At 68.8% G+C, this 19,508-nt stretch carries 21 protein-coding genes and 1 pseudogene; 14 read left to right on the top strand and 8 right to left on the bottom strand.

From position 1 onward, the window contains the following. The 5 genes and pseudogenes from NG1_RS37675 to NG1_RS34110 all read left to right on the top strand — a co-directional run. Nucleotides 1-622, top strand: a pseudogene (locus NG1_RS37675) (zinc ABC transporter permease AztB); the annotation flags it as partial. Next, the gene (gene aztC, locus NG1_RS34095; RefSeq protein ID WP_062977888.1) at nt 619-1,536 is read left to right on the top strand and encodes a zinc ABC transporter substrate-binding protein AztC; all 918 of its coding nucleotides are present in this window, start codon (nt 619-621) and stop codon (nt 1,534-1,536) included. The pseudogene NG1_RS37675 and the gene aztC, both read left to right, overlap by 4 nt. Nucleotides 1,537-1,568: 32 nt before the next feature. Further along, nucleotides 1,569-2,738, top strand: coding sequence for a zinc metallochaperone AztD (gene aztD / locus NG1_RS34100; protein WP_062977890.1), 1,170 nt, complete (start codon nt 1,569-1,571; stop codon nt 2,736-2,738). 87 nt (nt 2,739-2,825) lie between these two features. Then, entirely contained in the window at nt 2,826-3,731 is a 906-nt protein-coding gene (gene bla, locus NG1_RS34105; protein ID WP_062977892.1) for a class A beta-lactamase, read from the top strand. A gap of 120 nt (nt 3,732-3,851) precedes the next feature. Next, nucleotides 3,852-5,687 (top strand): hypothetical protein, encoded by a 1,836-nt coding sequence (locus NG1_RS34110; RefSeq protein ID WP_245660175.1) that lies wholly within the window; start codon nt 3,852-3,854, stop codon nt 5,685-5,687. Nucleotides 5,688-5,724: 37 nt separating this feature from the next. Here the strand turns inward: NG1_RS34110 and NG1_RS34115 are convergent, their stop codons facing one another. After that, nucleotides 5,725-6,216: a hypothetical protein gene (locus NG1_RS34115; RefSeq protein ID WP_062977923.1), complete on the bottom strand. Its 492-nt coding sequence runs from the start codon at nt 6,214-6,216 to the stop codon at nt 5,725-5,727. Nucleotides 6,217-6,301: 85 nt separating this feature from the next. Here NG1_RS34115 and NG1_RS34120 point away from each other — a divergent pair, with 85 nt between their 5' ends. Both NG1_RS34120 and NG1_RS34125 read left to right on the top strand, forming a co-directional pair. Further along, entirely contained in the window at nt 6,302-7,105 is an 804-nt protein-coding gene (locus NG1_RS34120; RefSeq protein ID WP_174554927.1) for a hypothetical protein, read from the top strand. A 193-nt stretch (nt 7,106-7,298) separates the two neighbouring features. Further along, nucleotides 7,299-7,781: a hypothetical protein gene (locus NG1_RS34125; protein ID WP_062977894.1), complete on the top strand. Its 483-nt coding sequence runs from the start codon at nt 7,299-7,301 to the stop codon at nt 7,779-7,781. Between the two features lie 27 nt (nt 7,782-7,808). Here NG1_RS34125 and NG1_RS34130 read toward each other — a convergent pair whose 3' ends face one another. After that, complete coding sequence (locus NG1_RS34130; protein WP_245660176.1) at nt 7,809-8,177, bottom strand: hypothetical protein; 369 nt, start codon at nt 8,175-8,177, stop codon at nt 7,809-7,811. A gap of 22 nt (nt 8,178-8,199) precedes the next feature. On the opposite strand from NG1_RS34130, the gene NG1_RS34135 reads away from it, so the two are divergent. Continuing rightward, nucleotides 8,200-8,472 (top strand): hypothetical protein, encoded by a 273-nt coding sequence (locus tag NG1_RS34135; RefSeq protein ID WP_062977896.1) that lies wholly within the window; start codon nt 8,200-8,202, stop codon nt 8,470-8,472. A 246-nt stretch (nt 8,473-8,718) separates the two neighbouring features. Here the strand turns inward: NG1_RS34135 and NG1_RS34140 are convergent, their stop codons facing one another. From NG1_RS34140 to fabG, 4 genes are read right to left on the bottom strand one after another with little or no spacing between them, the layout of a single operon-like run. Further along, nucleotides 8,719-9,993 carry an ABC transporter substrate-binding protein gene (locus NG1_RS34140; protein ID WP_062977898.1) on the bottom strand — a complete coding sequence of 425 codons (1,275 nt, stop codon included), beginning with the start codon at nt 9,991-9,993 and terminating at the stop codon, nt 8,719-8,721. Beyond that, the gene (locus tag NG1_RS34145; protein WP_040871471.1) at nt 9,990-10,811 is read right to left on the bottom strand and encodes a carbohydrate ABC transporter permease; all 822 of its coding nucleotides are present in this window, start codon (nt 10,809-10,811) and stop codon (nt 9,990-9,992) included. Before NG1_RS34145 ends, NG1_RS34140 begins: the two co-directional genes overlap by 4 nt. Then, on the bottom strand, nt 10,801-11,667 hold the full coding sequence (locus NG1_RS34150) for a carbohydrate ABC transporter permease (RefSeq protein WP_062977900.1): 867 nt from the start codon (nt 11,665-11,667) through the stop codon (nt 10,801-10,803). The genes NG1_RS34145 and NG1_RS34150 overlap by 11 nt, the downstream gene beginning before the upstream one ends. A gap of 55 nt (nt 11,668-11,722) precedes the next feature. Beyond that, nucleotides 11,723-12,475 carry a 3-oxoacyl-ACP reductase FabG gene (fabG, locus tag NG1_RS34155; protein WP_062977902.1) on the bottom strand — a complete coding sequence of 251 codons (753 nt, stop codon included), beginning with the start codon at nt 12,473-12,475 and terminating at the stop codon, nt 11,723-11,725. A gap of 161 nt (nt 12,476-12,636) precedes the next feature. Between fabG and NG1_RS34160 the strand changes: the two genes are divergently transcribed. Together NG1_RS34160 and NG1_RS34165 are read left to right on the top strand one after the other, a co-directional pair. Next, nucleotides 12,637-13,107 carry an SRPBCC family protein gene (locus tag NG1_RS34160; protein ID WP_062977904.1) on the top strand — a complete coding sequence of 157 codons (471 nt, stop codon included), beginning with the start codon at nt 12,637-12,639 and terminating at the stop codon, nt 13,105-13,107. A gap of 172 nt (nt 13,108-13,279) precedes the next feature. After that, on the top strand, nt 13,280-13,837 hold the full coding sequence (locus NG1_RS34165; protein WP_062977906.1) for a TetR/AcrR family transcriptional regulator: 558 nt from the start codon (nt 13,280-13,282) through the stop codon (nt 13,835-13,837). Between the two features lie 15 nt (nt 13,838-13,852). Here the strand turns inward: NG1_RS34165 and NG1_RS34170 are convergent, their stop codons facing one another. Then, nucleotides 13,853-14,410 (bottom strand): hypothetical protein, encoded by a 558-nt coding sequence (locus NG1_RS34170; RefSeq protein ID WP_062977908.1) that lies wholly within the window; start codon nt 14,408-14,410, stop codon nt 13,853-13,855. Nucleotides 14,411-15,251: 841 nt separating this feature from the next. Here NG1_RS34170 and NG1_RS34175 point away from each other — a divergent pair. Together NG1_RS34175 and NG1_RS34180 are read left to right on the top strand one after the other, a co-directional pair. Further along, nucleotides 15,252-15,746: a hypothetical protein gene (locus NG1_RS34175; protein ID WP_245660177.1), complete on the top strand. Its 495-nt coding sequence runs from the start codon at nt 15,252-15,254 to the stop codon at nt 15,744-15,746. Between the two features lie 68 nt (nt 15,747-15,814). After that, nucleotides 15,815-17,056, top strand: coding sequence for a PepSY-associated TM helix domain-containing protein (locus NG1_RS34180; protein WP_062977912.1), 1,242 nt, complete (start codon nt 15,815-15,817; stop codon nt 17,054-17,056). A 12-nt stretch (nt 17,057-17,068) separates the two neighbouring features. Here NG1_RS34180 and NG1_RS34185 read toward each other — a convergent pair whose 3' ends face one another. Further along, nucleotides 17,069-17,716, bottom strand: a complete 648-nt coding sequence (locus NG1_RS34185) for a LysM peptidoglycan-binding domain-containing protein (RefSeq protein ID WP_062977915.1) — start codon at nt 17,714-17,716, stop codon at nt 17,069-17,071. 388 nt (nt 17,717-18,104) lie between these two features. On the opposite strand from NG1_RS34185, the gene NG1_RS34190 reads away from it, so the two are divergent. Together NG1_RS34190 and NG1_RS34195 are read left to right on the top strand one after the other, a co-directional pair. Next, entirely contained in the window at nt 18,105-18,644 is a 540-nt protein-coding gene (locus tag NG1_RS34190; protein ID WP_062977917.1) for an AAA family ATPase, read from the top strand. A 247-nt stretch (nt 18,645-18,891) separates the two neighbouring features. Then, on the top strand, nt 18,892-19,092 hold the full coding sequence (locus tag NG1_RS34195; protein WP_062977919.1) for a hypothetical protein: 201 nt from the start codon (nt 18,892-18,894) through the stop codon (nt 19,090-19,092). The last annotated feature ends 416 nt before the right edge of the window (nt 19,093-19,508 follow it).

The following is a 19,508-nucleotide window of genomic DNA, read 5'->3' on the forward strand; positions in this document are numbered from 1 at the left end:
CTCCCGTACGCGCGTCGAGGTCCGCACCCGAGACGGCGCGCACGCCTCGGACCTCGCGCAGCCGTGCCCGCATCCGCGCGGCTCGGCGGTGACCAGGCGGGGCGTCGTCTTCGGTTGCGCCGACGGTGCTTTGCTGGTGACCGCACGCGACGCGGCGTTCACCGCCGAGAAGATCCCCTATCCGCCCGGCACCGTGGACGCCGACCGCGCGGTCGAGTTCCGCCACCGCCGCGGCAGCGCGACGCTCGTGGCCGCGGCCGGTCGGCGCGGGGTGTGGGTGCTCGACGTCAGGCGCAAGACCTGGACCTCGGTCGACACCGGTCCGGTGGTCGCGGCGAACACGGCGGGGGAGGGCGCCGCACTGCTGGTGCTCACCGCGGACGGCCTGCTGCACAGCTACGACGCCGCGTCCGGCCGCGAGTCCGCGGTGGCGCGCCCGCTGACCGCGCCGGTAGCCGACGGCGCACCCGCGCCGCTGATCCTCGTCGACGAACACCGCGCCTACCTCAACGATCCCGTGGCGCGGGCGATCCACGAGATCGACTACACCGACAACCTGCGCACCGCGCGCACGTTCCGCCTCGACATCAGGCCCACCTCGATGGTGGAGACCGGCCGATGAGACTCGCTGCCCGCCTGTGCGCGCTGATCGTCGCCGCGCTGTTCGCACTGACCGCATGCTCGAATTCCGGCGCCCACCGAGGCGGAGTCCTCGTCACCACCAATATCCTCGGCGATCTCACCCGCGCCGTCGCGGGGGATGCGGTCGAGGTCACCGTGCTCATGCAGGCGAACGCGGACCCGCACTTCTTCGCCATCTCCGCCCAGCAGGCCGCCCGGTTCGAACGCGCGAGCCTTATCGTCTACAACGGTCTCGGTCTCGAGGAGAGCGTGCTGCGCAACGTCGAGGCGGCCGAGAAGGCCGGGGTCACGGGCGTATCCGTCGGCGCGGCGATCGACCCCATCGCTTACGCGGCGGAAGAAGCGAACGGCAGACCGGATCCGCACTTCTGGACCGATCCGCGCCGGGTGCGCAGAGCGGTGGAGGTCATCCGGGACCGGATCGTCGACCACGTCCCCGGCGTGGACGCCGCGGCGGTCCGCGCCGGAGCAGACCGCTACCTGACCGAACTCGACCGGCTGGATCGCTGGATGACCGAGCGGTTCGCGACGATCCCCGTCGAACGGCGGAAACTGGTCACCAACCATCACGTCTTCGGTTACCTGGCACAGCGATTCGGCTTCGAGGTGGTCGGCGCGGTGATTCCGGGTGGCACCACCCTCGCCTCACCGAGCCCGTCGGATCTGTCCGCCCTCGCCGGGACCATCCGGGCCGCCGGGGTGGGCGCGATCTTCGCCGACGCCTCGCAACCCGATCGCCTGGCCCGGGTGCTCGCCGACCAGGCCGGGGTGCGTGTACAGGTGATCTCCCTGTACTCCGAGTCGCTCACCGAGCCGGGCGGTGGCGCGGGCACCTACCTGGAAATGATGCGGGCCAACACCGAGTCGATCGTGCGCGGCCTCGCCACCCCCTAGCCCGACCCACGCAACGAAAGACGGAGTCGCCCATGCCTGTTCGATCGACAACCACGAAATCGGCCGCCCTGACCGGCTTGCTGACCGCAGTACTCACCGTCGCCGGATGCGGCGCCGATACTTCCCCGGAACGAGACACCCGGCGCACACCGATCACCGACCCGGTCGCGATCACCTACGACGGCGGAATCCACGTACTGGACGGAACCACCCTCGAACTCGCGCGCACAGTCGAGCTCGACGGCTTCAACCGGCTCAACCCCGCGGGTGACGACCGGCACCTGATCGTCTCGACCAAAGCGGGCTTCCGGGTCTTCGACGCCGTCACAGCAGAATTCACCGGCACGGACTTTCCCGGCCCCCATCCCGGGCACGTGGTCCGGCATGCCGGGCGAACCGTGCTCTTCAGCGACGGCACCGGCGAAGTCGTCGCGTTCGACTCCGCCGATCTCGCGAAGGGCGCGCCGAAGACCGACACCTACCGCGCGGCCGCGCCGCACCACGGCGTCGCGATCGAGCTGGCCAACGGCGAACTCGTCCTCACCCTCGGCACCGAGGAGAAGCGGACCGGCATCGTGGTGCTCGACAAGAACCGCAGGGAGAGGGCGCGCAACGAGAACTGCCCCGGCGTGCACGGTGAGGCGACCGCCGCGGGCGAGGCCGTGGTGATCGGCTGCGAGAACGGCGTGCTCGTCTACCGCGACGGCGCGATCACCAAGGTGACCAGCCCCACCGAGTACGGCCGGATCGGCAACCAGGCGGGCAGCGAAACCTCGCCGGTCGTCCTCGGCGACTACAAGCAGGACAAGGACGCCGAACTCGAACGCCCGCAGAAGGTCGCACTGATCGACACGGTCACCGGCTCGTTGCGCCTGGTCGATCTGGGCACCAGCTACACCTTCCGGTCGCTGGCCCGGGGCCCGCACGGCGAAGCCTTGGTCCTCGGCACCGATGGCCGCATTCACGTGATCGATCCCGTCGCGGGCGCCGTCGTGCGCACGATCCCGGTCACGGATCCCTGGCAGGAGCCGCTGGAATGGCAGAAGCCTCGGCCCGCGCTGTTCGTCCGCGGCGGCACCGCCTATGTCTCCGACCCCGGGACGAAGCAGGTGCACCGCATCGACCTGGGCACCGGAGCGAAGACGGCGAGTGTCGCGCTGCCGAGCACACCGAACGAAGTGAGCGGCGTGCTCGGGCACTGACCCTCGGCTCTCGTCGGTGGGGACAGCGGACGATGGTCGCGGTGGTGAGCCCGTTCACCGCGACATCGACCCCGGAAGAGGACGAGTATGACGCAGTCGCCCATCGGCCGCCGGACGCTTCTGGCCGCGGCGGCACTCCTACCGCTGGCCGGGTGCGCTGCGGAGAAGGGCCCTTCTCCCTCGGCCGCGCCCACCGCCAAGACGGACGAGCGCCACGATCGGCTGATCGAGCTGGAACGAAAGTTCGACGCACGCCTGGGCGTCTACGCCCGCGCCACCGGGACGGGCGTCACCGTCGCCCACCGAGCCGATGAACGATTCGCGTTCTGTTCGACGTTCAAGGGCTTGGCCGCGGCGGCGGTGCTACAGCGTAATCCGCTGTCGCACTTGGACACCGTCGTCACCTACACCCGCGACGATCTGCTGAAGAACGCCTCCGTCACCCCTCGGTACGTGGACACGGGAATGACGATCCGCCAGCTGTGTGACGCCGCGATACGGTACAGCGACGGCACCGCGGGCAATCTCCTGCTCCGCGATCTGGGTGGCCCGGCCGAGTTGACGGCCTACGCCCGGAGTCTGGGCGACCCGGTCACCCGGATGGACCGGATCGAGCCCGCGATCACCGAAGCCACCCCCGGAGACCCGCGTGACACGACTTCGCCGAGGGCGTTCGGCGAGGTCTATCACCGGATCGTGCTGGGCGACGCCCTTCCGGCCGACAAGCGGGACTTCCTCCGCGATCTGCTGGAACGCAACGCCACGCCCGCGGGCGCCCAGCGGATCCGGGCCGGCACCCCACAGGGATGGAGGGTGGCCGACAAGACCGGGACCGGCGATTACGGCATACTCAACGACATAGCGGTCGTGTGGCCCCCGGATGCCGCGCCACTCGTCGTCGCGATCATGTCGAGCAAAGCCACCCGAGATGCCGCCTACGATCAGGCTCTCCTCGCCGAAGCTGCCGCGTACGTGATGGACACACTCACCTAGCGGTCGTCGCTGTTCTTACGCGCGAAAACTCTGCGCATTGCCTCGGGCGACCTGTCGTATCGGCGGGACCGGCAATTCCCATAGCCGCGAAGCGACCGGCCCCCGCTACGGTGGGACGACATGGATACTGCTGTGCTCGCCGTGCCGGAGCCCGCGCGCGCCCCTCGGTCCGCGGCGGCCGGTGGCCGGTTGCGGCGGATCCGGAACCGGCCACTGGTCGTCGTGGCCGGTTGCCTGGTGGTGTTGCAGCTGGCGGTCCGCTGGTGGGTAGCGGGCAGCGGCTACTTCTATTGGGACGATTTCATCCTGGTCGGCCGGGCGGCCCGATTCGGGCTGTGGTCTACGGACCTGCTGCTGTACGACCACGACGGGCACTTCATGCCGCTGGCATTCGCCACGGCCTGGGCGGTGAACGCGGTGGCGCCGCTGGTCTGGGCCGGACCGGTGACGGTGCTGCTGATCATGCAGCTCGGCGCGTCGGTAGCCGTGGTGCGGATGCTGCTGCTGGTGGTGGGCCCACGATGGCCGATCCTGCTTCCGCTGGTCTTCTATCTGTTCTGCCCTCTGACGGTCCCGGCGTTCGCCTGGTGGGCCGCCGCTCTGAACGCGCTGCCGCTACAGTTCGCCCTCGCCTGGGTGATCGGGGACGCGGTGCTGCTCGTCCGGACCGGTCGCCGCCGATACGCACTGTCCGGGGTCGCGGTGCTGGCGGTGGCGCTGCTGTTCTTCGAGAAGTCGGCGGTCGTGCCGTTCGTCGCCTTCGCCATCACGGCGCTGGCCCGCTACGTCGACGGGCGCGCGGCCCCGATGCGCACGGTGGCCCGGCGGGGTGCGGCGCTGTGGGTCGGATCGGGCGCGGTGCTGGCCTGCTGGTCGATCGTCTACCTCGTGGTGGTCGACGGTCCCGGTCTGCCCGACAAGTGGGACGAGTTGCGCGACCTGCTGCCAGGAGCCGCCTCCCTGGGGGTCGTGCCCGCCCTGTTCGGCGGCCCATGGGTGTGGGAGCGGTGGTTACCGTCGACGCCGTGGGCGGATCCACCGGGCTGGGCGGTGGTGTCGGCCTGGCTCGCGCTGGTCGCGGTCGTAGCGCTGACGATGCGCGCCCGGCGGCGGATCGGAGCGGTCTGGCTGACGGCCGCGGCGTACGTCTTGATCGCTCAGCTGGCGGTGGCGCTGGCTCGCGGCGGACCGAACACCGCAGGGGAGTTGATGCAGTCGCTGCGCTACTTCGCCGACACGGCGGTGGTGTCGGCGGCCGCGGGTGCGCTGATGCTGCGGGCCCGCCCCCGGCCGTGCCGGGGCCCGGCGCTTCCCGGGCGGTCGGTGACGATCGCCGTGACGGTGGTGTTCGTCGTCAGCAGTCTCTGGTCCACCTGGACGTTCGTGCGATCCTGGCGTGCCGGCCCGACCGAAACCTACATCACCAACGTGAAATCGGGGCTGAGCGCATCCGACGGCGCGCCCCTGCTCGAGCAGGAGGTGCCGTGGAATGTGCTGAATCCCCTGGCCTATCCGCAGAATCTCACCAGGAACGTCCTGGCTCCCATAGCCGCTCCCGGCACCTTCGCGGACTCGACACCTCACCTGCGGATGATCACCGACAACGGTGAGATCGTCGAGGCGGCGGTCTGGTGGAACCGGATCATCCTCCCCGGCCCGGAGCCCGGCTGCGGCTACCGTATCGAGGGCACCAACCCGGCTCGCCTGCTCCTCGACGGCCCGATGCTCGCGAACAAATGGACAGCGCAACTCAACTACCTCGCCAGCCGCGACGGCCGCATCACCGTCGCCCTGGAACAAGGCGAAACGGTGACCGCGCCGGTCCGAAAGGGCCCCAACACCGTCTTCGTTCGCGTCATCGGCAGCGGTTCGGCACTGCGAATCACCACCGCCACACCGGGCCTGAACCTGTGCGTGGGCGTCGGCCCGGTCGGCGTCGCGTCCTACGACAATTGAACCGACCGCTATCGCCGCCCCACGGATACGACCGACATCATCGGTCCGGCGATGTGCGCCGACGCGCGGGTGCGCAGACGCGCATGGCCTCGACCACGACCATGCCGCACGGCCGGTAGGTGCCTCGCGGCGCGTGGGCCCAGACCCGGAACCCGAGGTCGCCGTCTGCCGGTGACGGCAACGCGATCCGCGCGCCCTGACGGGCCACAGACACATTGAGCCGGAACAACTCCGCGAACAGGCCCATGTCGGAGTCCGGGATGTCCGGGACGATGACGAACGTCCACCGCTTCGACCGTGGATGCGACACGATCGGTCCCAGCCGCACACCGCGGTCGAGCAGGTGCGCGCGCACGCCCGCGCCGAGCTGCGCGGGCATCGTGATCGCACCGACGCTGCCGGAGACGAAGAAGATCCGGCCCAGCTCCGGCTGCACCCGAGCGGGCAATCCGAAAGTCTCCCGGTAGAACCGGCATCGTGCTGCCGGGGTATCGGCGAGAACGACGGTCGCGTCGTCGATGTCACGCATCCCGATCACCCGCCTCGGGTGGCATCCGCCTGCGGTCGACGCCGGTGACGGCACCCAGCGTGATCAGGCATGAGCGCGGAATATCGTGCCGGTCATCGACTATCGCGGCTCCGACCCAGCCGCACGCGCCGGGCAGGAGCGCCGCGCCGCTGCTGCCGCGTTGTCGGGTGCGTACGCGCTGTCCGAGCAAGTCCTTGCGTGGGTCGCCGACGCGCCGCTGCTGTGGCTCGCGGCTGATCGGTGCATGGCCGCGGCCGAAATCGCCGACGACCCGCTGACATTGGCGTCGGCCAGTTGGGTGCTCGGCAACGTGTGGCGGTCCACCTCGCGGGAGGAGGATGCGTACCGGCTGACCCAGAGCGCTGTCGCGCTGCTGGAGCCACGCCTCGACGGTGACCAAGCGGCGCAAGCGCTATGGGGCGCGTGCCACCTGCACAGTGCGATCACCGCTGCTCGGCTCGGCCGGGAGGGCGATGCGCTGCGTGGCATCGATCAGGCGATGGGCATGGCTCGCGCGCTCCCGTCCGGATCGGCGCATCCGTGGACGCTGTTCGGTGTCGCCAACACAGAGGTGACCGCCGTGTCGGTTCAGGTGGACATGCGCAAGTCGGGTGGTGCGCTGGAGGCAGCGAGCGTGGTCGATCCGGACGCCGTACCCAGCGTCGACCGGCGAGCCAGGTTGTGGCTGGAATTGAGCAGAGCTTACGGGCAGCAGCGTGATTGGATCGGAACACTCGGCGCGCTGAAAACGGCTACGGCGGTGTCCGAGGAGTCGATGCGCTGCCATCCGCTGTCACGAAACCTCGCGGCGGAACTCGTGACACATGGCGGCCGGATCATCGAGCGTGAGGCCCGGGCGCTGGCCAACCGCATCGGCATCACCGCATAAGACCGTCGGACCCGAAGGCCGATCGGTGGGGGGCGTTCACACCGGCGGCGTCGGCCGGTACTCCTCGCTATGGTACCAAGAAGCTCGCCAGGGTGTACAACCGCACCCGACAGCACGTGAACGTGGCTGGAGTGGCCGAACTGCGCGACCGGATGCGGCCGCTCGTCGCGGCGACAGCATAGGAGCAAACTGCATGGTGCGCATCGGGGTCACCGGGCACATGAATATCACCGAGGCCGCCGAGCCGCTGGTCTACGCGGCGATCCGTGAGCTGCTCGCCATCAACGGGACCGGCGATGCGGTGGTCGGGGTGAGCTGCATAGCCCGTGGCGCCGATTCCGTGTTCGCCCGAGCCGTCCTCGACGCAGGCGGACAGCTCGAGGTCGTGTTGCCGTCGCGCAACTACCGGCAGAGGAAGGTGAAGCCCGACCACGCCGAGCTGTTCGACGACCTCGTGCAGCGTGCGGACGTGGTGCGCGTGATGGACTTCGATGACGCGGGCCGCGACGCCTACGAGGCCGCGAACGCGGCGGTGGTGGACTCGGTAGACCGGCTGGTCGCGGTATGGGACGGTGCGGATGGGGAGCGAAGCGGAACCGGCTCAGTGGTGCAGCTGGCCCGCAAAGCAGGTGTGCCGGTGGACGTGGTGTGGCCGGAGGGCGCGGCCCGCGGCTGACGGAGCAGCGGCCCGGCCGCGATCCGATCAGTCGCGGTAGATCGCGACGTAGGCGTTGGTGGTGGTGCCGATGCTGGTGGGGCCCAAGCATGAGGCGGTGCCCTGGCCGGAGGGGCTGAAGGAGCCGCTCCACGAACCTCGGTAAGGGCCGATGGCCATGAGCGGGAACGCGTTCGGTACGCCGTGCAGGCCGACGCACTCGACCACCAGGGTGTACTCCCTGCCGGGGGGCGCATCCTCGTCGTGGCAGGTCGCCGTCGCGTTGAACAGGTCTCGCGTGACGACACAGTCCTGCGGCGCGGCTTGGGCTGTGCCGGAACCGATTACCGTGGCGAAGCCCAGAACCGACACGGCGGCGGCCGTGACTCGTGCGGCGGCGATTGTCATAGAGCTCATTCGAATTCCTTTCGAAGGTCATGTGGCAATCGAGGGCGGACACCGAGTCGTTACGGCCGGACCACGGCCGTGCCGATACGACGCGGACTCCGCGCCGCATGCGGCGGTCGGCAAGCGCGACCACGTGGTCTTCGGATCCGACTGGCCCTTCAGCGCGCTCACCCTCCCGCAGTCCGGCACGCACGATCCGGCTCCCGGCCTCAGCGACATCTTCGACGCCGACCAGCGGATGGAGGTCGAACGGATCAACCCGTTGCGGCAGTTGCCCCGGCTGGCCGCGGCGGTCGGCGGATGAGCGACAGCCGCGCGCCGTCGGGTGGGTCCGCGGTTCCCGGCGAAACTCCGAACCGTGGTTCCCGGATGTCCGCGCGCACGGGTGAAGATAACCAAGAGTTCGCCGAATAGTCTCCGTCACCGCAGCGAGAGGAGCCGGTCCCATGGCAGCGAAGCCCACGCGGGTCCGTACCTGGACCCGCCCCGTCGTCGTGGTCACGCTGCTCATGGCGTTGCTGTCGGGGGCCGGGGACGACGCGGCGTAGACTCAGTTCTCCGCCACGGCGGCCTCGGCCGCGGTCCGGGCCCGGGACAGGGCCTCCGGCACCGGAATCCGGCCCAGATACATCTCGGCGAGAATCGGCTCGACGGCGCGGAGCGCGGCCGGGAAACCCGGCCCGCCACCGGAGGAGATGCGCGGGCCGCGCAGCACGTCGAAGAAGGGCGAGACGTCCACTCCCTTCGCCGCCCAGTAGTCGCGATAACGTTGCTGTTCGGAGACGACCGCCGGGATGACGGCGCCGCCATCGGCCAGGTAGCGATTTCCCGCGCCGCTGCCGAGCCAGGCCAGCACCCGGCGCACCGCGTCCGGATGCCGGGTGGCCGCGTTACCGGCGACGCCGATCGCGTTGTTCGTGCTCACCCGCCCGGCGGGGCCCTCGGGCAGCGGCGCCACACCCCAGCCGAAGCGGGCGCGTTCCGCGACCTGCGCGAGATTGAACGTCCCGGATTGCAGCAGCGCCAGTTTGCCTTGCAGGAAGGCATTCTTCGCGAAGTCGGGATTGGTGTTGGTGTCCGCGGGAGAGGGCGTGAGCCGGTCGGCGATCAACCGCACCAGATAGTCGAACGCCGCGACCCCCTGCGGACTGTCGAAGACGAAGTGGTCGTTGTCGTCCTGCAATCGTGCCCCGGCCGAGCCCAGGTAGGGCAGCTCGATGGACTGGAAGTCGCGGCCTGCGTTGTACGTCCATGGGGCGGCCGTCGCGAGCCTGCGCAGCACCGGTCGTAAGGTGTCGTCGCCGCCCGGGCTCCACCGCAGCGCGTTCAGCTCCGCGGGATCCACGTGTGCGGCCGCGAGCAGTTCCCGGTTGTAATACACCGCTGTACCGGCATCGACGAATTGCGGTACCGCCCAGAGCTTTCCGTCGCGTGTGTACTGTGCTACCGCCGAAGCATCCCAGACTGCGGCGGCCTCGGGACCGAGCGCCGCCCCGATATCGATCAACCGCCCGGTATCGGCGTAGTCCTCGTAGGAGTTGGTCCAGAAGAGATCGTCGGCGGTGCCCCCGGCCACGTCCAAGCGCAACTTCTGCTGATAGGACGACCACGGCACCACCGTGAGCCGCACCTCGACGTCCGGATTCGCCCGCTCGAACTCCGCGAGGGAGGCACGGTAGGCGGGAACGAGACTCTCGTCCCAGACGCGCAGCCCCAGCACGGTGCGCCCGGACCCGTCGCCGCTGCGGCCGAGCCACAGGACGGCCGTGACCAGCAGCGCCGCGGCCAATGCGACAGCGAGTACGACGCGGGTCGACGTCCTCATTTCACCCCCGTCCACGCGATCGAGCGCAGCACCTGCCGCTGGAAGATCACGAACAGCACCACCAGCGGCGCGATGGCCAGCGTCGTGGCCGCCATCACCAGGGTCCACTGCGCGTTGTAGCGGGTCTGCAGGTTCGCCGTCGCCACGGTCAGCACCTGCCACGAACGGCCGCTGCTCGCGACCAGCGGCCACATGAAGTTGTTCCATTGCGAGACGATCGTGATGAGCGTCAAGGTCGCCAGCACCGGCCGGCTCATCGGCACCATCACGTGCACGATGATGTCGAGGGTGTTCGCGCCGTCGAGCCGCGCCGCACCGATCAACTCCTGCGGAATCGCGCGAAAGTACTGCCGCAGCAAGAAGATCGCGTACGGCGATCCGAACACGAACGGCAGCACGAGCGCCCAGAACGTGTTCAGCAGGCCCAGTTCGGCGAACATCAGATACAGGGGGATGAGGGTCACCATCGGCGGCACCATCATGGTGCCCAGATACACCCAGAACAGCCCGTCGCGGCCCGGGAATTCGGTGCGGGCGAACGCGTATGCCGCCAGCACCGAGGTGACCAGCTGGCCGCCGGTGACGAACACCGTCATCAGCGCGGTCACCAGCACCGCGCGCCCGAACCCGTAGTCCAGCACCGTCCGGAAGTTGTCCGCGGTGGCCGGATGCGGCAGGGCAAGTGGTGACCCGGTGGCGAACTGGTCGGGTGTCTTGACCGCGGTGAGGGCGCTGAGCAGCAGGGGCGTGACGGTCAGCAGCGCGCCGGCCGAGAGCACCGCGTAGGCCGCGGCCGAACGCAGGCGATCAGAACTCATAGGTGGTCCGATTCCGGAAGTAGCGGTGCTGCGCCACGGTGATCGCGAACATCACCGCGAACACCACCAGCGCCATGACGGCGGCGCGGCCCGGCCGAGCCGCGTCGAAGGCCTCGGAGAAGATTCGCATCGCGAGCACATCCGTGCGATCACCCGGACCGCCCTTGGTCAACGCGTACACGGTGTCGAAGGTCTGGAACGCGGTCAGTACCCCGGTGACCAGCACGAAGAACATGGTGGGGCGCAGCAGCGGCAGGATCAGCCAGCGGATCCGGCGCCAGCCGGTCGCGCCGTCCAGCGCTCCCGCGTCGAGGATCTCGCTCGGTATCGCGCGGATCCCGGCCACGAAGAACAGCGCCACGTACCCGAAGTTCGCCCACACGCTCACCGCGGCCACCGACGACAGCGCCAGCGCCGGATCCGACAGCCATTCGACGCGCCTGCCGAGTACGGCGTTGACCGCACCGCCGGTGGGGGCGAACATCCACTGCCACACCACACCGACCGCCACCGGCGCGCACATCCACGGCAGCGCGTACATGATTCGCAGGCTCGTCCCGCCGCGCCGCCGAGCCAGCAACGCCGCGACCGTGAAACCCAGCACGGTCTGCGCGGGCACCACGATGGCGGTCAACGCCAGCGTCACCAGCAGGGCATGGCCGAACGCGGCGTTGCCCAGCACCGAGCGCCAGTTGCGCAGCCCCACGAATTCCCTGGGCCCCAACAGGTTCCAGCTGTGCAGACTGAGCCAGGCCACCACCAGGATCGGCAGCAGCAGGAACGCGCCGACGCCGATCAGGCTCGGCAGCAGGAGAACATAGCTCGTCACGCTACGACGAGCCGCACGCCGGTTCATGTGCTGCGACGTTACCGCCCCGGCCCGCCCCCGCACGGCGGGCGGGGCTGCGGGGTCAGTCGGTGGGGCCGCCGGCCACGTAGATCACCTGGCCGGATACGAAACCGGCGCCCTCGCTCACGAGGAACGAGGCGGTGTGCGCGATGTCCTCGGGAGTGCCTACCCGCTGCACGGGAATCTGCGATGCGGCGGCCTTCTGGAAGTCCTCGAACGAGACTCCGACACGCTCGGCGGTGGCGGCGGTCATGTCGGTGACGATGAATCCGGGCGCGATGGCATTGGCCGTGACGCCGAATTTGCCCAGCTCGAACGCCAAGGTCTTGGTGAAGCCTTGCAACCCCGCCTTCGCCGCCGAGTAGTTCGCCTGTCCGCGATTGCCGAGCGCGGAGGTGCTGGACATGTTGACGACGCGTCCCCACTTCTGCTCGACCATGTACTTCTGCACCGCTCGGGTGAGCAGGAAGGCTCCGCGCAGGTGCACGTTCAGCACGGCGTCCCAGTCCGCGACGCTCATCTTGAACAGCAGATTGTCCCGCAGGATGCCGGCGTTGTTCACCACGACCGTCGGCGCGCCCAGCTCGTCGTCCAGCTGCTGGACGGCGGCGGCGACCGACTCCTCGTTCGACACGTCGGCGCCGAGCGCGACGGCTCGCCCGCCCGCCTCGGTGATGGCGCCGACCGTGTCGGCGCACGCCGCCGCGTCGAGGTCGAGCACGCCGACACGAAGCCCGTCCGCCGCCAAGCGCTTGGCGATCGCCGCGCCGATCCCTCGTGCGGCGCCGGAAACCACTGCCACTCGCTCGCCCATGAGCGCGTCCCTTCGTCGGTCGGATGTCGGATCAGTCATACCGCACCGGCCGGTCGCCGTGGCCGGGACCGGCCGCCGAACCGGAATCGGCGCGGGGTGAATTACCACAACTCTCGAGCGGAAGGCTTGCTCCGCACTCGGCCCGATGTTTCGATCGGCACGTGACCGACCACAACGAGCCTCCCCGAATCGTCAGCGCCAGCCGTGAGATCGACGCGGGTCCGGCGGCCATCTTCGAGCTCATCGCCGATCCCGCCGAGCAGCCGCGTTGGGACGGCAACGACAACCTGGCCGAGGCCGCGACGGGGCAGCGGGTACGGGAAGCCGGGGCCGTGTTCAGTACCACCCTGACCAACGGAGCCGTCCGCGACAACCACGTGGTGGAGTTCGCCGAGGGCAGCCGCATCGCGTGGCGCCCGTCGGAGCCCGGCAAACAGCCGCCCGGCCACCTGTGGCGCTGGGAGCTGGAGCCGGTGGGCGAGGGCCGCACCCGAGTCACCCACACCTATGACTGGACCTCGCTCACCGACGAGAAGCGTCAGGTCCGCGCCCGCGCGACCACCGCGGACAAACTGTCGGCCTCCCTCGACCGTCTCGCCGAACTCGCCGAGCAGCAGGCGGTTTCGTCGTAGCAGTGCCGCGCCGGCCACTCCTTCCGGACTGTATTGTCCGGTTACGGCTCGTAGTGTGCGTCAGATCACGACACCACGTCGATGGAGCGCGGCTCACAGTCTCGATGTGGGATGCCGTGCCGGGCGCTCGGTGGGGCGAGGACGGCCACAATGGTCCGGTAATCTTGCCCGAATGACCTCGCCACGCCGTGTGAACAGGGGGCCGAAGGCGGCGGCCGGCAACCGGGCAGCCTTGATCCAGGCGGCGCGAGAGATCTTCGCGGACAGTGGTTTCGACGCGCCGTTCAGTTCCATCGCGCGGGCCGCCGGAGTCGGGCAGGGCGTGCTCTACCGGCACTTCCCGACGCGGGAGAGTATCGCGCTGGCGGTGTTCGAGGAGAACATCGACGGTATCGAGGCGCTGGCCGCCGATCCCGGGGTCACCGTGGACGACCTGCTGGCGATCATGGTCGAGCAGATCACGACCTCGGCGGCGTTCATCGCGATGATCCACCCCACCGACACCGACGACATGCGCCTGTTCGAGGTGGCGCGGCGGCTGATCGCCCTCATCGCGGAGAAGCTGGAGGATCCGGGTCAGCGCGGCACGATCAGTGCGGACATCACCACCGCGGACGTGGTCTTGGCCCTGGCGATGCTGGCTGCCGTGCTGTCGAAGACCGACGCGCAGTCGAAGAAGGAGACCGCCCGGCAGGCATGGGCGTTGCTGGATCGCGCGTTGCGCGGCTGAGAGAGCGCCCGCCTGTCACGGCGCGCGCTCGATCGACGCCAGCTCATCGGCGACGCGCTCGAACGACCGGATGACGTGCAGGAGCCCGTCGGCGAATTCGCGTTGCCCGAAATCTATTCCGCTTTCCGCCGACCAGCGAGCGAGCAACCGGTGTACCGTGGCGTCGGCGCCGCGGGTACGGAGTCTCACCGCGGCGGCGTGTGCGTGTCGCTGTGCCGAATCGGCCACGGCGACAACGCCTTCGGCGGTGTAGACGGCGGAGTCACTGATGATGTCCACCAGTTCGACGAGTTCGTCGGCGAGCCCGATCAGATCGTGGATCTGCGCGATCTCCGCTGTGATCGCCATGTGGTCGATGCAGCAGCGCAGCAGTATGCCGAGCCGGTGCAGGTGCCGGGGAAGTGGGTGGACCGGCGCACCGAGCGGCGTGAGGTCCGCCAGGCGGTGCCGGATGCTGAACGGATCGGCCGGGGGAGCGCCGAATTCGGCGAGAATGATGGCGCCCGCGCGCAGGTCGAAGGCTGTCGCGGTGAGCGAGTCGTCGGGATCGGCGCGACTGGTGAGCGTTCGCATACGTCTCCTGGTGCTCGTCGCCGAGACGCCGACTTGCCCATGCCGCCCCCCTCGGTCGCAGATGGAATCGTCGCATGACAAGACCCTCGACATGTGATTGCCGAGTGATTGCCAGCGGCTGATTTCCGGACCGGCGGACGATCCGGATAGGTTTGTCCGGTAGGTAACCAGTTTGAACTATGAGTGCGGTGTCGTCAAGCTGCCATCGCAGCGCGGTCCCGGTTCCCGCAGGGCTGGGGACCGGCTGTGACTCAAATATTCGGGCAGTGAAAAGTGCTGGTATAACGCATTCTCGGGCAACGATGACGAGCGGTGATCACTCGAGTTCCTTGTGCGTCGGGCAAGGCGCGCCCGCCCGTTCTCCGATGCCCCGCAGTCGTTGACACATGGAGATGCGGCGGCTCGTACGGGCTGCGGTAGGTGAACGAAGGGCCTTGACCAGGCAATTGCTGACTCGGTGATATAGGTCACAACTCGGCTCGGCAGAAGCGCCGTCATCGGATCGTGGACCGCCTTAGTGTGTGTGCGGCAGAACCTTCCGGCGAGGGGCTCGGCGATCCGCTCTCACCCGCCGCTCCGCTCTCCGGATCCTTCGCTGGTTCGGCACGCGGCCGCCCCTCGGCCGCGCGGCTCGCTGATCCGCGATGGCCGGCGCGATGGTTGGTACCCATCGGAGTCGGTGTCCGCGGCCGGACCTGTCGATATCTTCATCGGTGACACCGGGATGGGAACCATGGCTGTACGATCCGTCGATTCCGTTGACCGAGGCGCTCCAGTATCGCCCTCCTTCACTCGCTGGCGAGACCGGACGCGCCGGTGCCCGCATCGGTACCGCTTGGCGGTGGTCGCGCCGAACATCGCGGACGTGGTGCGCTGGACCGGGGGGTGGCTGTTCGATCGCACCGTCGCGGGATGGGAGGTCGCGGTGCTGGTGGCCGATCCGGGGGACACCCGCCCGCTGCGCATCCTCGGGGCGACGGTGCTCGACCTCGAGCAGTTCTCGGCCGCGCCGGTGCGCGAGACGTGGCCGCAGGCAGTCGCCGTCGCCTCCGCAACCTATCTGTCCGACAGCCGGGTTCGCGACGGCGTGCTCGACTGTCTCGACCGAGGGCGCACCGAGGTGACGATGTGGGGCGAGGGTCTTCCCGTCGAACTCGACCATCGGGTCGGTTCGGTGCAGCACCGGGTCAGCCTGGCCGGACGGGCCTTCAAAGCGTGCGCGATGCGGGCGGCGGGGCTCGCGACCGAGGTGGTCGGTCCCGTCGAGGTGTTCCGGACGGGAGGGGCATCGCGGATATACCCGGGATACGGCGTCGACCTCATGCCCGCGGGGTGATCGGGAGGCCGAGACGGGCCGGAACTCGCCGAAGCTGGGAAGGGCTTATTTCAAGTTAGCCTAACCTTATGAACGCGAGCACGGTGGTGCACGAGCCCGGCAGGCGGATCGTCCGCTCGCGCGAGCGATCCCGCAAACGGGTACGGCGCGCACTGATCTCGATCCACCGCTGGTCGGCGTTGATCCTCGGCACGGTCCTGGTGGTCCAATCGACATCGGGCGCGATCCTGCTCTACCACGCCGAACTGTTCCGGGCCCAGCACGCCTCGTTCTATCGGCACACGGACACGCCGCCGGTGATCGACACCGAACAGGCCGTCGCGCTGGTGCGTGCGACCGATCCGGATTTCGCCGTCGGCTGGGTCGGCGTGGACGGCGGTGTGATCGCGATCGGAAACGCGCAGTACACCGCCGCCTACTCCGTCGATCCCGGTACCGGGCGAATCAACGAGCGGGTGAACCTGACCGACGGTGTGCTGGGTTGGTCGGCCAATCTGCACAACTGCGCATTCGGCTGCGCGCGCTACTCCGGGGCGATCCCGATCATGGAGAACCAGGCTCCCCTCATCGACATCAAGTGGGGCGCGGTGATCCTGGGCTCGCTCGGCACACTGCTGGTCACGCTCGCGGTGTCCGGTGTGGTCATCTGGTGGCCGTCGATCAGGCGGTCGCGCAACGGGTTCCGGGTCCGCCTGCGGAAGGGGCGCTTCGCCCGGGACCGCGACCTGCACGACGTCATCGGCGTTCTCGCCGTACCGTTCCTGCTGGTGTGGGGCATCACCGGGACCACCATCGAATGGCCGACCGTCCAGCGGGCCTGGCTCGTCGCTACCGGCGGCAACACGACACTGGAACGGACCGAGAGGTCCTTCGAGCCGCGCTCGAGCGGGGCGGGCCTGGCTCCGCTATCCATCGGCGAGGCCGGTGCGATCGCGCAGCGCGCCGCGCCGGGCCGGCTCGCCTACCTGCTGCTGCCCACCGACACCGCCCCGTACTACCGCGCCGCCGTGGCCGGCGCCTACTCGCCACGCGAGCATCGCCTCTTCTACAGCGGTGACGTCCTGGTCTATGTGAACGCCTACGACGGCGCCGATGTCAAGGTGGTCGACGCGAGCCACGACCGGCCGCTGGCGAACACCTTCTACGCCAAGGTCTTCGAACCCGCCCACTTCGGCTGGCTGGTGAACGGCTGGTGGCGACTGGTCTGGCTGGTCTTCGGCCTGACTCCGCTCGCGCTCGCGGTCACCGGGCTGTCGACCTGGCTGCTGCGCCGCAGAACCGAACGCCGTCGCAACGGCGCGAGGGCGTAGCCGTCCGGCGAGTCACGACGGGAAGTGGATCACTTGCCGGGCGAAGACCGCGTCGGGATCCGCGAGGTGATTCGCCGCCGCGACCACCCCCACCCTGGTGTCCAAGTCGGCGGGGCCGTACGCGTGGTGGCACATCGTCCGCAGCGTATCGCCTGCGACGGTCTGGCGGCGGTTCAGGCCGGGCACGATGAGAACGTGGCCGGGAGCCGGTTCGCTCCCGGAGGGCAGGTGGTTCGCCAGTTCGATCAGCAGGGCGAGGTGGTCGTCGCCGTACCAGCGCTCGGCGAGTACCGTGAGCGTCTCGCCTTCCGTCACCGTGTGGTGGCCGACATCGGCCAGCTCCGGGATGTGCAGCCACGCACCTTGCTGTATCTCGCGTTGTGCCACACCGTTGACCACCTCCCAGATCAACTGGACATGGGTGTCCTCGCTGCCGTAGTAGCGCTGGGTGATCTGCTTGCGCGCCGCGGTGGAGTCGGAAGTGGTGACGAGGTGGCGCCGGGTGATGTACGGGAGCAGGAGCTGCTGCCCGACGTCGATCGAATTCGGATCGGCGAGATGGTTCTGGCGCGCGATCGCCGGGAACAGACTGCTGTCGCCGTACTCGCGATGCGCGATCGCGGAGAGGGTGTCGCCAGGTCGAACTTCGTACTTTTTCATTACTTCCGCCTTTTCCGAGACTGCCGCCGATGGGAGCCGCGACCCGGCGGGATTCGTCGTCGCCGTAGCTGGGGCTTCGGCCGACTCCGGACGCCTACCGGTCGCGAAGGGTTCGCAGTACCGAATGCTCGTCGCGGATAGTCGCCCGATCGTGAGTAGGCGACTACTCGTTTTCATCCGCGCTGCTGTAGCGCGGGCTGGAGCGAGACGCTGAGCGCCGGGACGCCGAGGGGAAACCGGTGGAGCCGAAGGGCGATCACGGGGTATCCGTGCCGGGAAGCGAGCTGTTGCCGCGTTCGCGGCCACCAGCACCGCGCTCGTGGCGTGTCGAACGCGCGTGCTCACCGCGGGTGGCTGAACGCCGGTCGCGCGACTAACTTCGCGAATCGTGAACGGTGAAGTGATCATCCTGACCGGCCCGCCCGGTGCGGGAAAGACGACCGTGGCCGAACTGCTCGCCGCAGGCGCGAGCAGGCCGACGGTTCACGTGACGACCGACTGGTTCTATCGCTCGATCCGCACCGGATTCGTCCTGCCGTACCTGCCCGAAGCGCAGCGGCAGAACGAGGTGGTCGTCGACGCGATCGTCGCGTCTGTCGCGACGTTCGCGCGTGGCGGCTACGACGTCGTGGTGGACGGAATCGTGGGGCCGTGGTTCCTGACGCCGTTTCGCTCGGCCGCCGAACGCGACCGCCTGGCGCTGTCCTACCTGGTCCTCCGGCCCGATCTGGACACGACGTTGGCGCGTGCGCAGCAGCGCGGCGGGCACGAACTGAAGGATGTCGAGGCGATCACCGGCATGCACACCGCGTTCGCGGACCTAGGGGAACTAGAGGACCATGCGCTCGACACCGGGCACCTCGACGCGGAACAGACTGTCGCGGAAGTCCGGCGCGTCCTCGCTTCGGGGAATCATCGATTGTGCTGAAAGGACCGCGGAGCCTGTCGAGTCGACGATCACCCGGATGTTCGTGCCGGCTGTTTTGCACGTCCAAGAGCAGATCGGCAGCCGGATAACGCGCTCGGCTGACCGGTACTCGAAGCGGCCGTGGGGCAGTTCTTTTCGATCGTATGAAGAAGGGCGGAGGCTGATTCGTCCACCGGAGTGCGGGTAGCACGAAGACGTGGCGCGAAGAGCCACAGTCGGTTTCATCCGCTACCGAAAGGAGCATGTGATGGCAGACCAGAACAACCCCGGGCAGTTCGGCAACCGCTCCGATACCGAGGAGCAGGCGCGTCGCGGCGGCCAGGCCAGCACCGCCAGCTTCGGCGACCGCAACTCCGCCGATCCGAGTGCGGCCGGACGCAAGGGCGCCGAAGCCCAGCCCAATGAGGCCAAGGTGCGCGGCGGTCAGCACAGCCACGCCGGTCGCTGACGTCGACCAGAGCACGGGCCGGGCGGTACAACCGCCCGGCCCTTTCGTCTGTCCACACGCAGCCGAACCCGGGGGGGCGATCGCGGGGGCGTCGAGGAGGCTTTCCGGTCCTCTCTTATGTGACTCCGTATTAGCGATCGATGGCGACTTGTCCTGAAGTGCTTCCCCTGCTGGATCATCCCACTCGGGTACGCCGACTGACTAGGAATTCTGCGCAGCACAGCTGTGAATCTGCTGGTCGTAGACAGTGATCTTGCCTGCCGACGCGGATCGCTCGCTACCGCGCGAGGCTGTACCAGCAAGTCGTCGAAAGTGGAGACAGCGGGCGACACCGCTTGCTAAGTTAATCACTGTTCTTATCGTTGCGACGGCGAGAAACGGGCGTCGCCGACTCTCGTCGCATCGTCACGGTGACG

Origin of the sequence: Nocardia gamkensis NBRC 108242 (genome assembly GCF_001612985.1) — a bacterium.
Taxonomy (GTDB): domain Bacteria; phylum Actinomycetota; class Actinomycetes; order Mycobacteriales; family Mycobacteriaceae; genus Nocardia; species Nocardia gamkensis.

Excerpts from the sequence above, each read along its gene's own strand:
- NG1_RS34115 (WP_062977923.1), bottom strand. The coding sequence starts at position 6,216 with ATGCGTGACATCGACGACGCGACCGTCGTTCTCGCCGATACCCCGGCA.
- NG1_RS34130 (WP_245660176.1), bottom strand. The coding sequence starts at position 8,177 with ATGAGCTCTATGACAATCGCCGCCGCACGAGTCACGGCCGCCGCCGTG.
- NG1_RS34110 (WP_245660175.1), top strand. The coding sequence starts at position 3,852 with ATGGATACTGCTGTGCTCGCCGTGCCGGAGCCCGCGCGCGCCCCTCGG.
- NG1_RS34180 (WP_062977912.1), top strand. The coding sequence starts at position 15,815 with ATGAACGCGAGCACGGTGGTGCACGAGCCCGGCAGGCGGATCGTCCGC.
- NG1_RS34165 (WP_062977906.1), top strand. The coding sequence starts at position 13,280 with ATGACCTCGCCACGCCGTGTGAACAGGGGGCCGAAGGCGGCGGCCGGC.
- NG1_RS34170 (WP_062977908.1), bottom strand. The coding sequence starts at position 14,410 with ATGCGAACGCTCACCAGTCGCGCCGATCCCGACGACTCGCTCACCGCG.
- NG1_RS34185 (WP_062977915.1), bottom strand. The coding sequence starts at position 17,716 with ATGAAAAAGTACGAAGTTCGACCTGGCGACACCCTCTCCGCGATCGCG.
- aztD (WP_062977890.1), top strand. The coding sequence starts at position 1,569 with ATGCCTGTTCGATCGACAACCACGAAATCGGCCGCCCTGACCGGCTTG.
- NG1_RS34150 (WP_062977900.1), bottom strand. The coding sequence starts at position 11,667 with ATGAACCGGCGTGCGGCTCGTCGTAGCGTGACGAGCTATGTTCTCCTG.
- NG1_RS34195 (WP_062977919.1), top strand. The coding sequence starts at position 18,892 with ATGGCAGACCAGAACAACCCCGGGCAGTTCGGCAACCGCTCCGATACC.
- aztC (WP_062977888.1), top strand. The coding sequence starts at position 619 with ATGAGACTCGCTGCCCGCCTGTGCGCGCTGATCGTCGCCGCGCTGTTC.
- NG1_RS34145 (WP_040871471.1), bottom strand. The coding sequence starts at position 10,811 with ATGAGTTCTGATCGCCTGCGTTCGGCCGCGGCCTACGCGGTGCTCTCG.
- bla (WP_062977892.1), top strand. The coding sequence starts at position 2,826 with ATGACGCAGTCGCCCATCGGCCGCCGGACGCTTCTGGCCGCGGCGGCA.
- NG1_RS34125 (WP_062977894.1), top strand. The coding sequence starts at position 7,299 with ATGGTGCGCATCGGGGTCACCGGGCACATGAATATCACCGAGGCCGCC.
- fabG (WP_062977902.1), bottom strand. The coding sequence starts at position 12,475 with ATGGGCGAGCGAGTGGCAGTGGTTTCCGGCGCCGCACGAGGGATCGGC.
- NG1_RS34140 (WP_062977898.1), bottom strand. The coding sequence starts at position 9,993 with ATGAGGACGTCGACCCGCGTCGTACTCGCTGTCGCATTGGCCGCGGCG.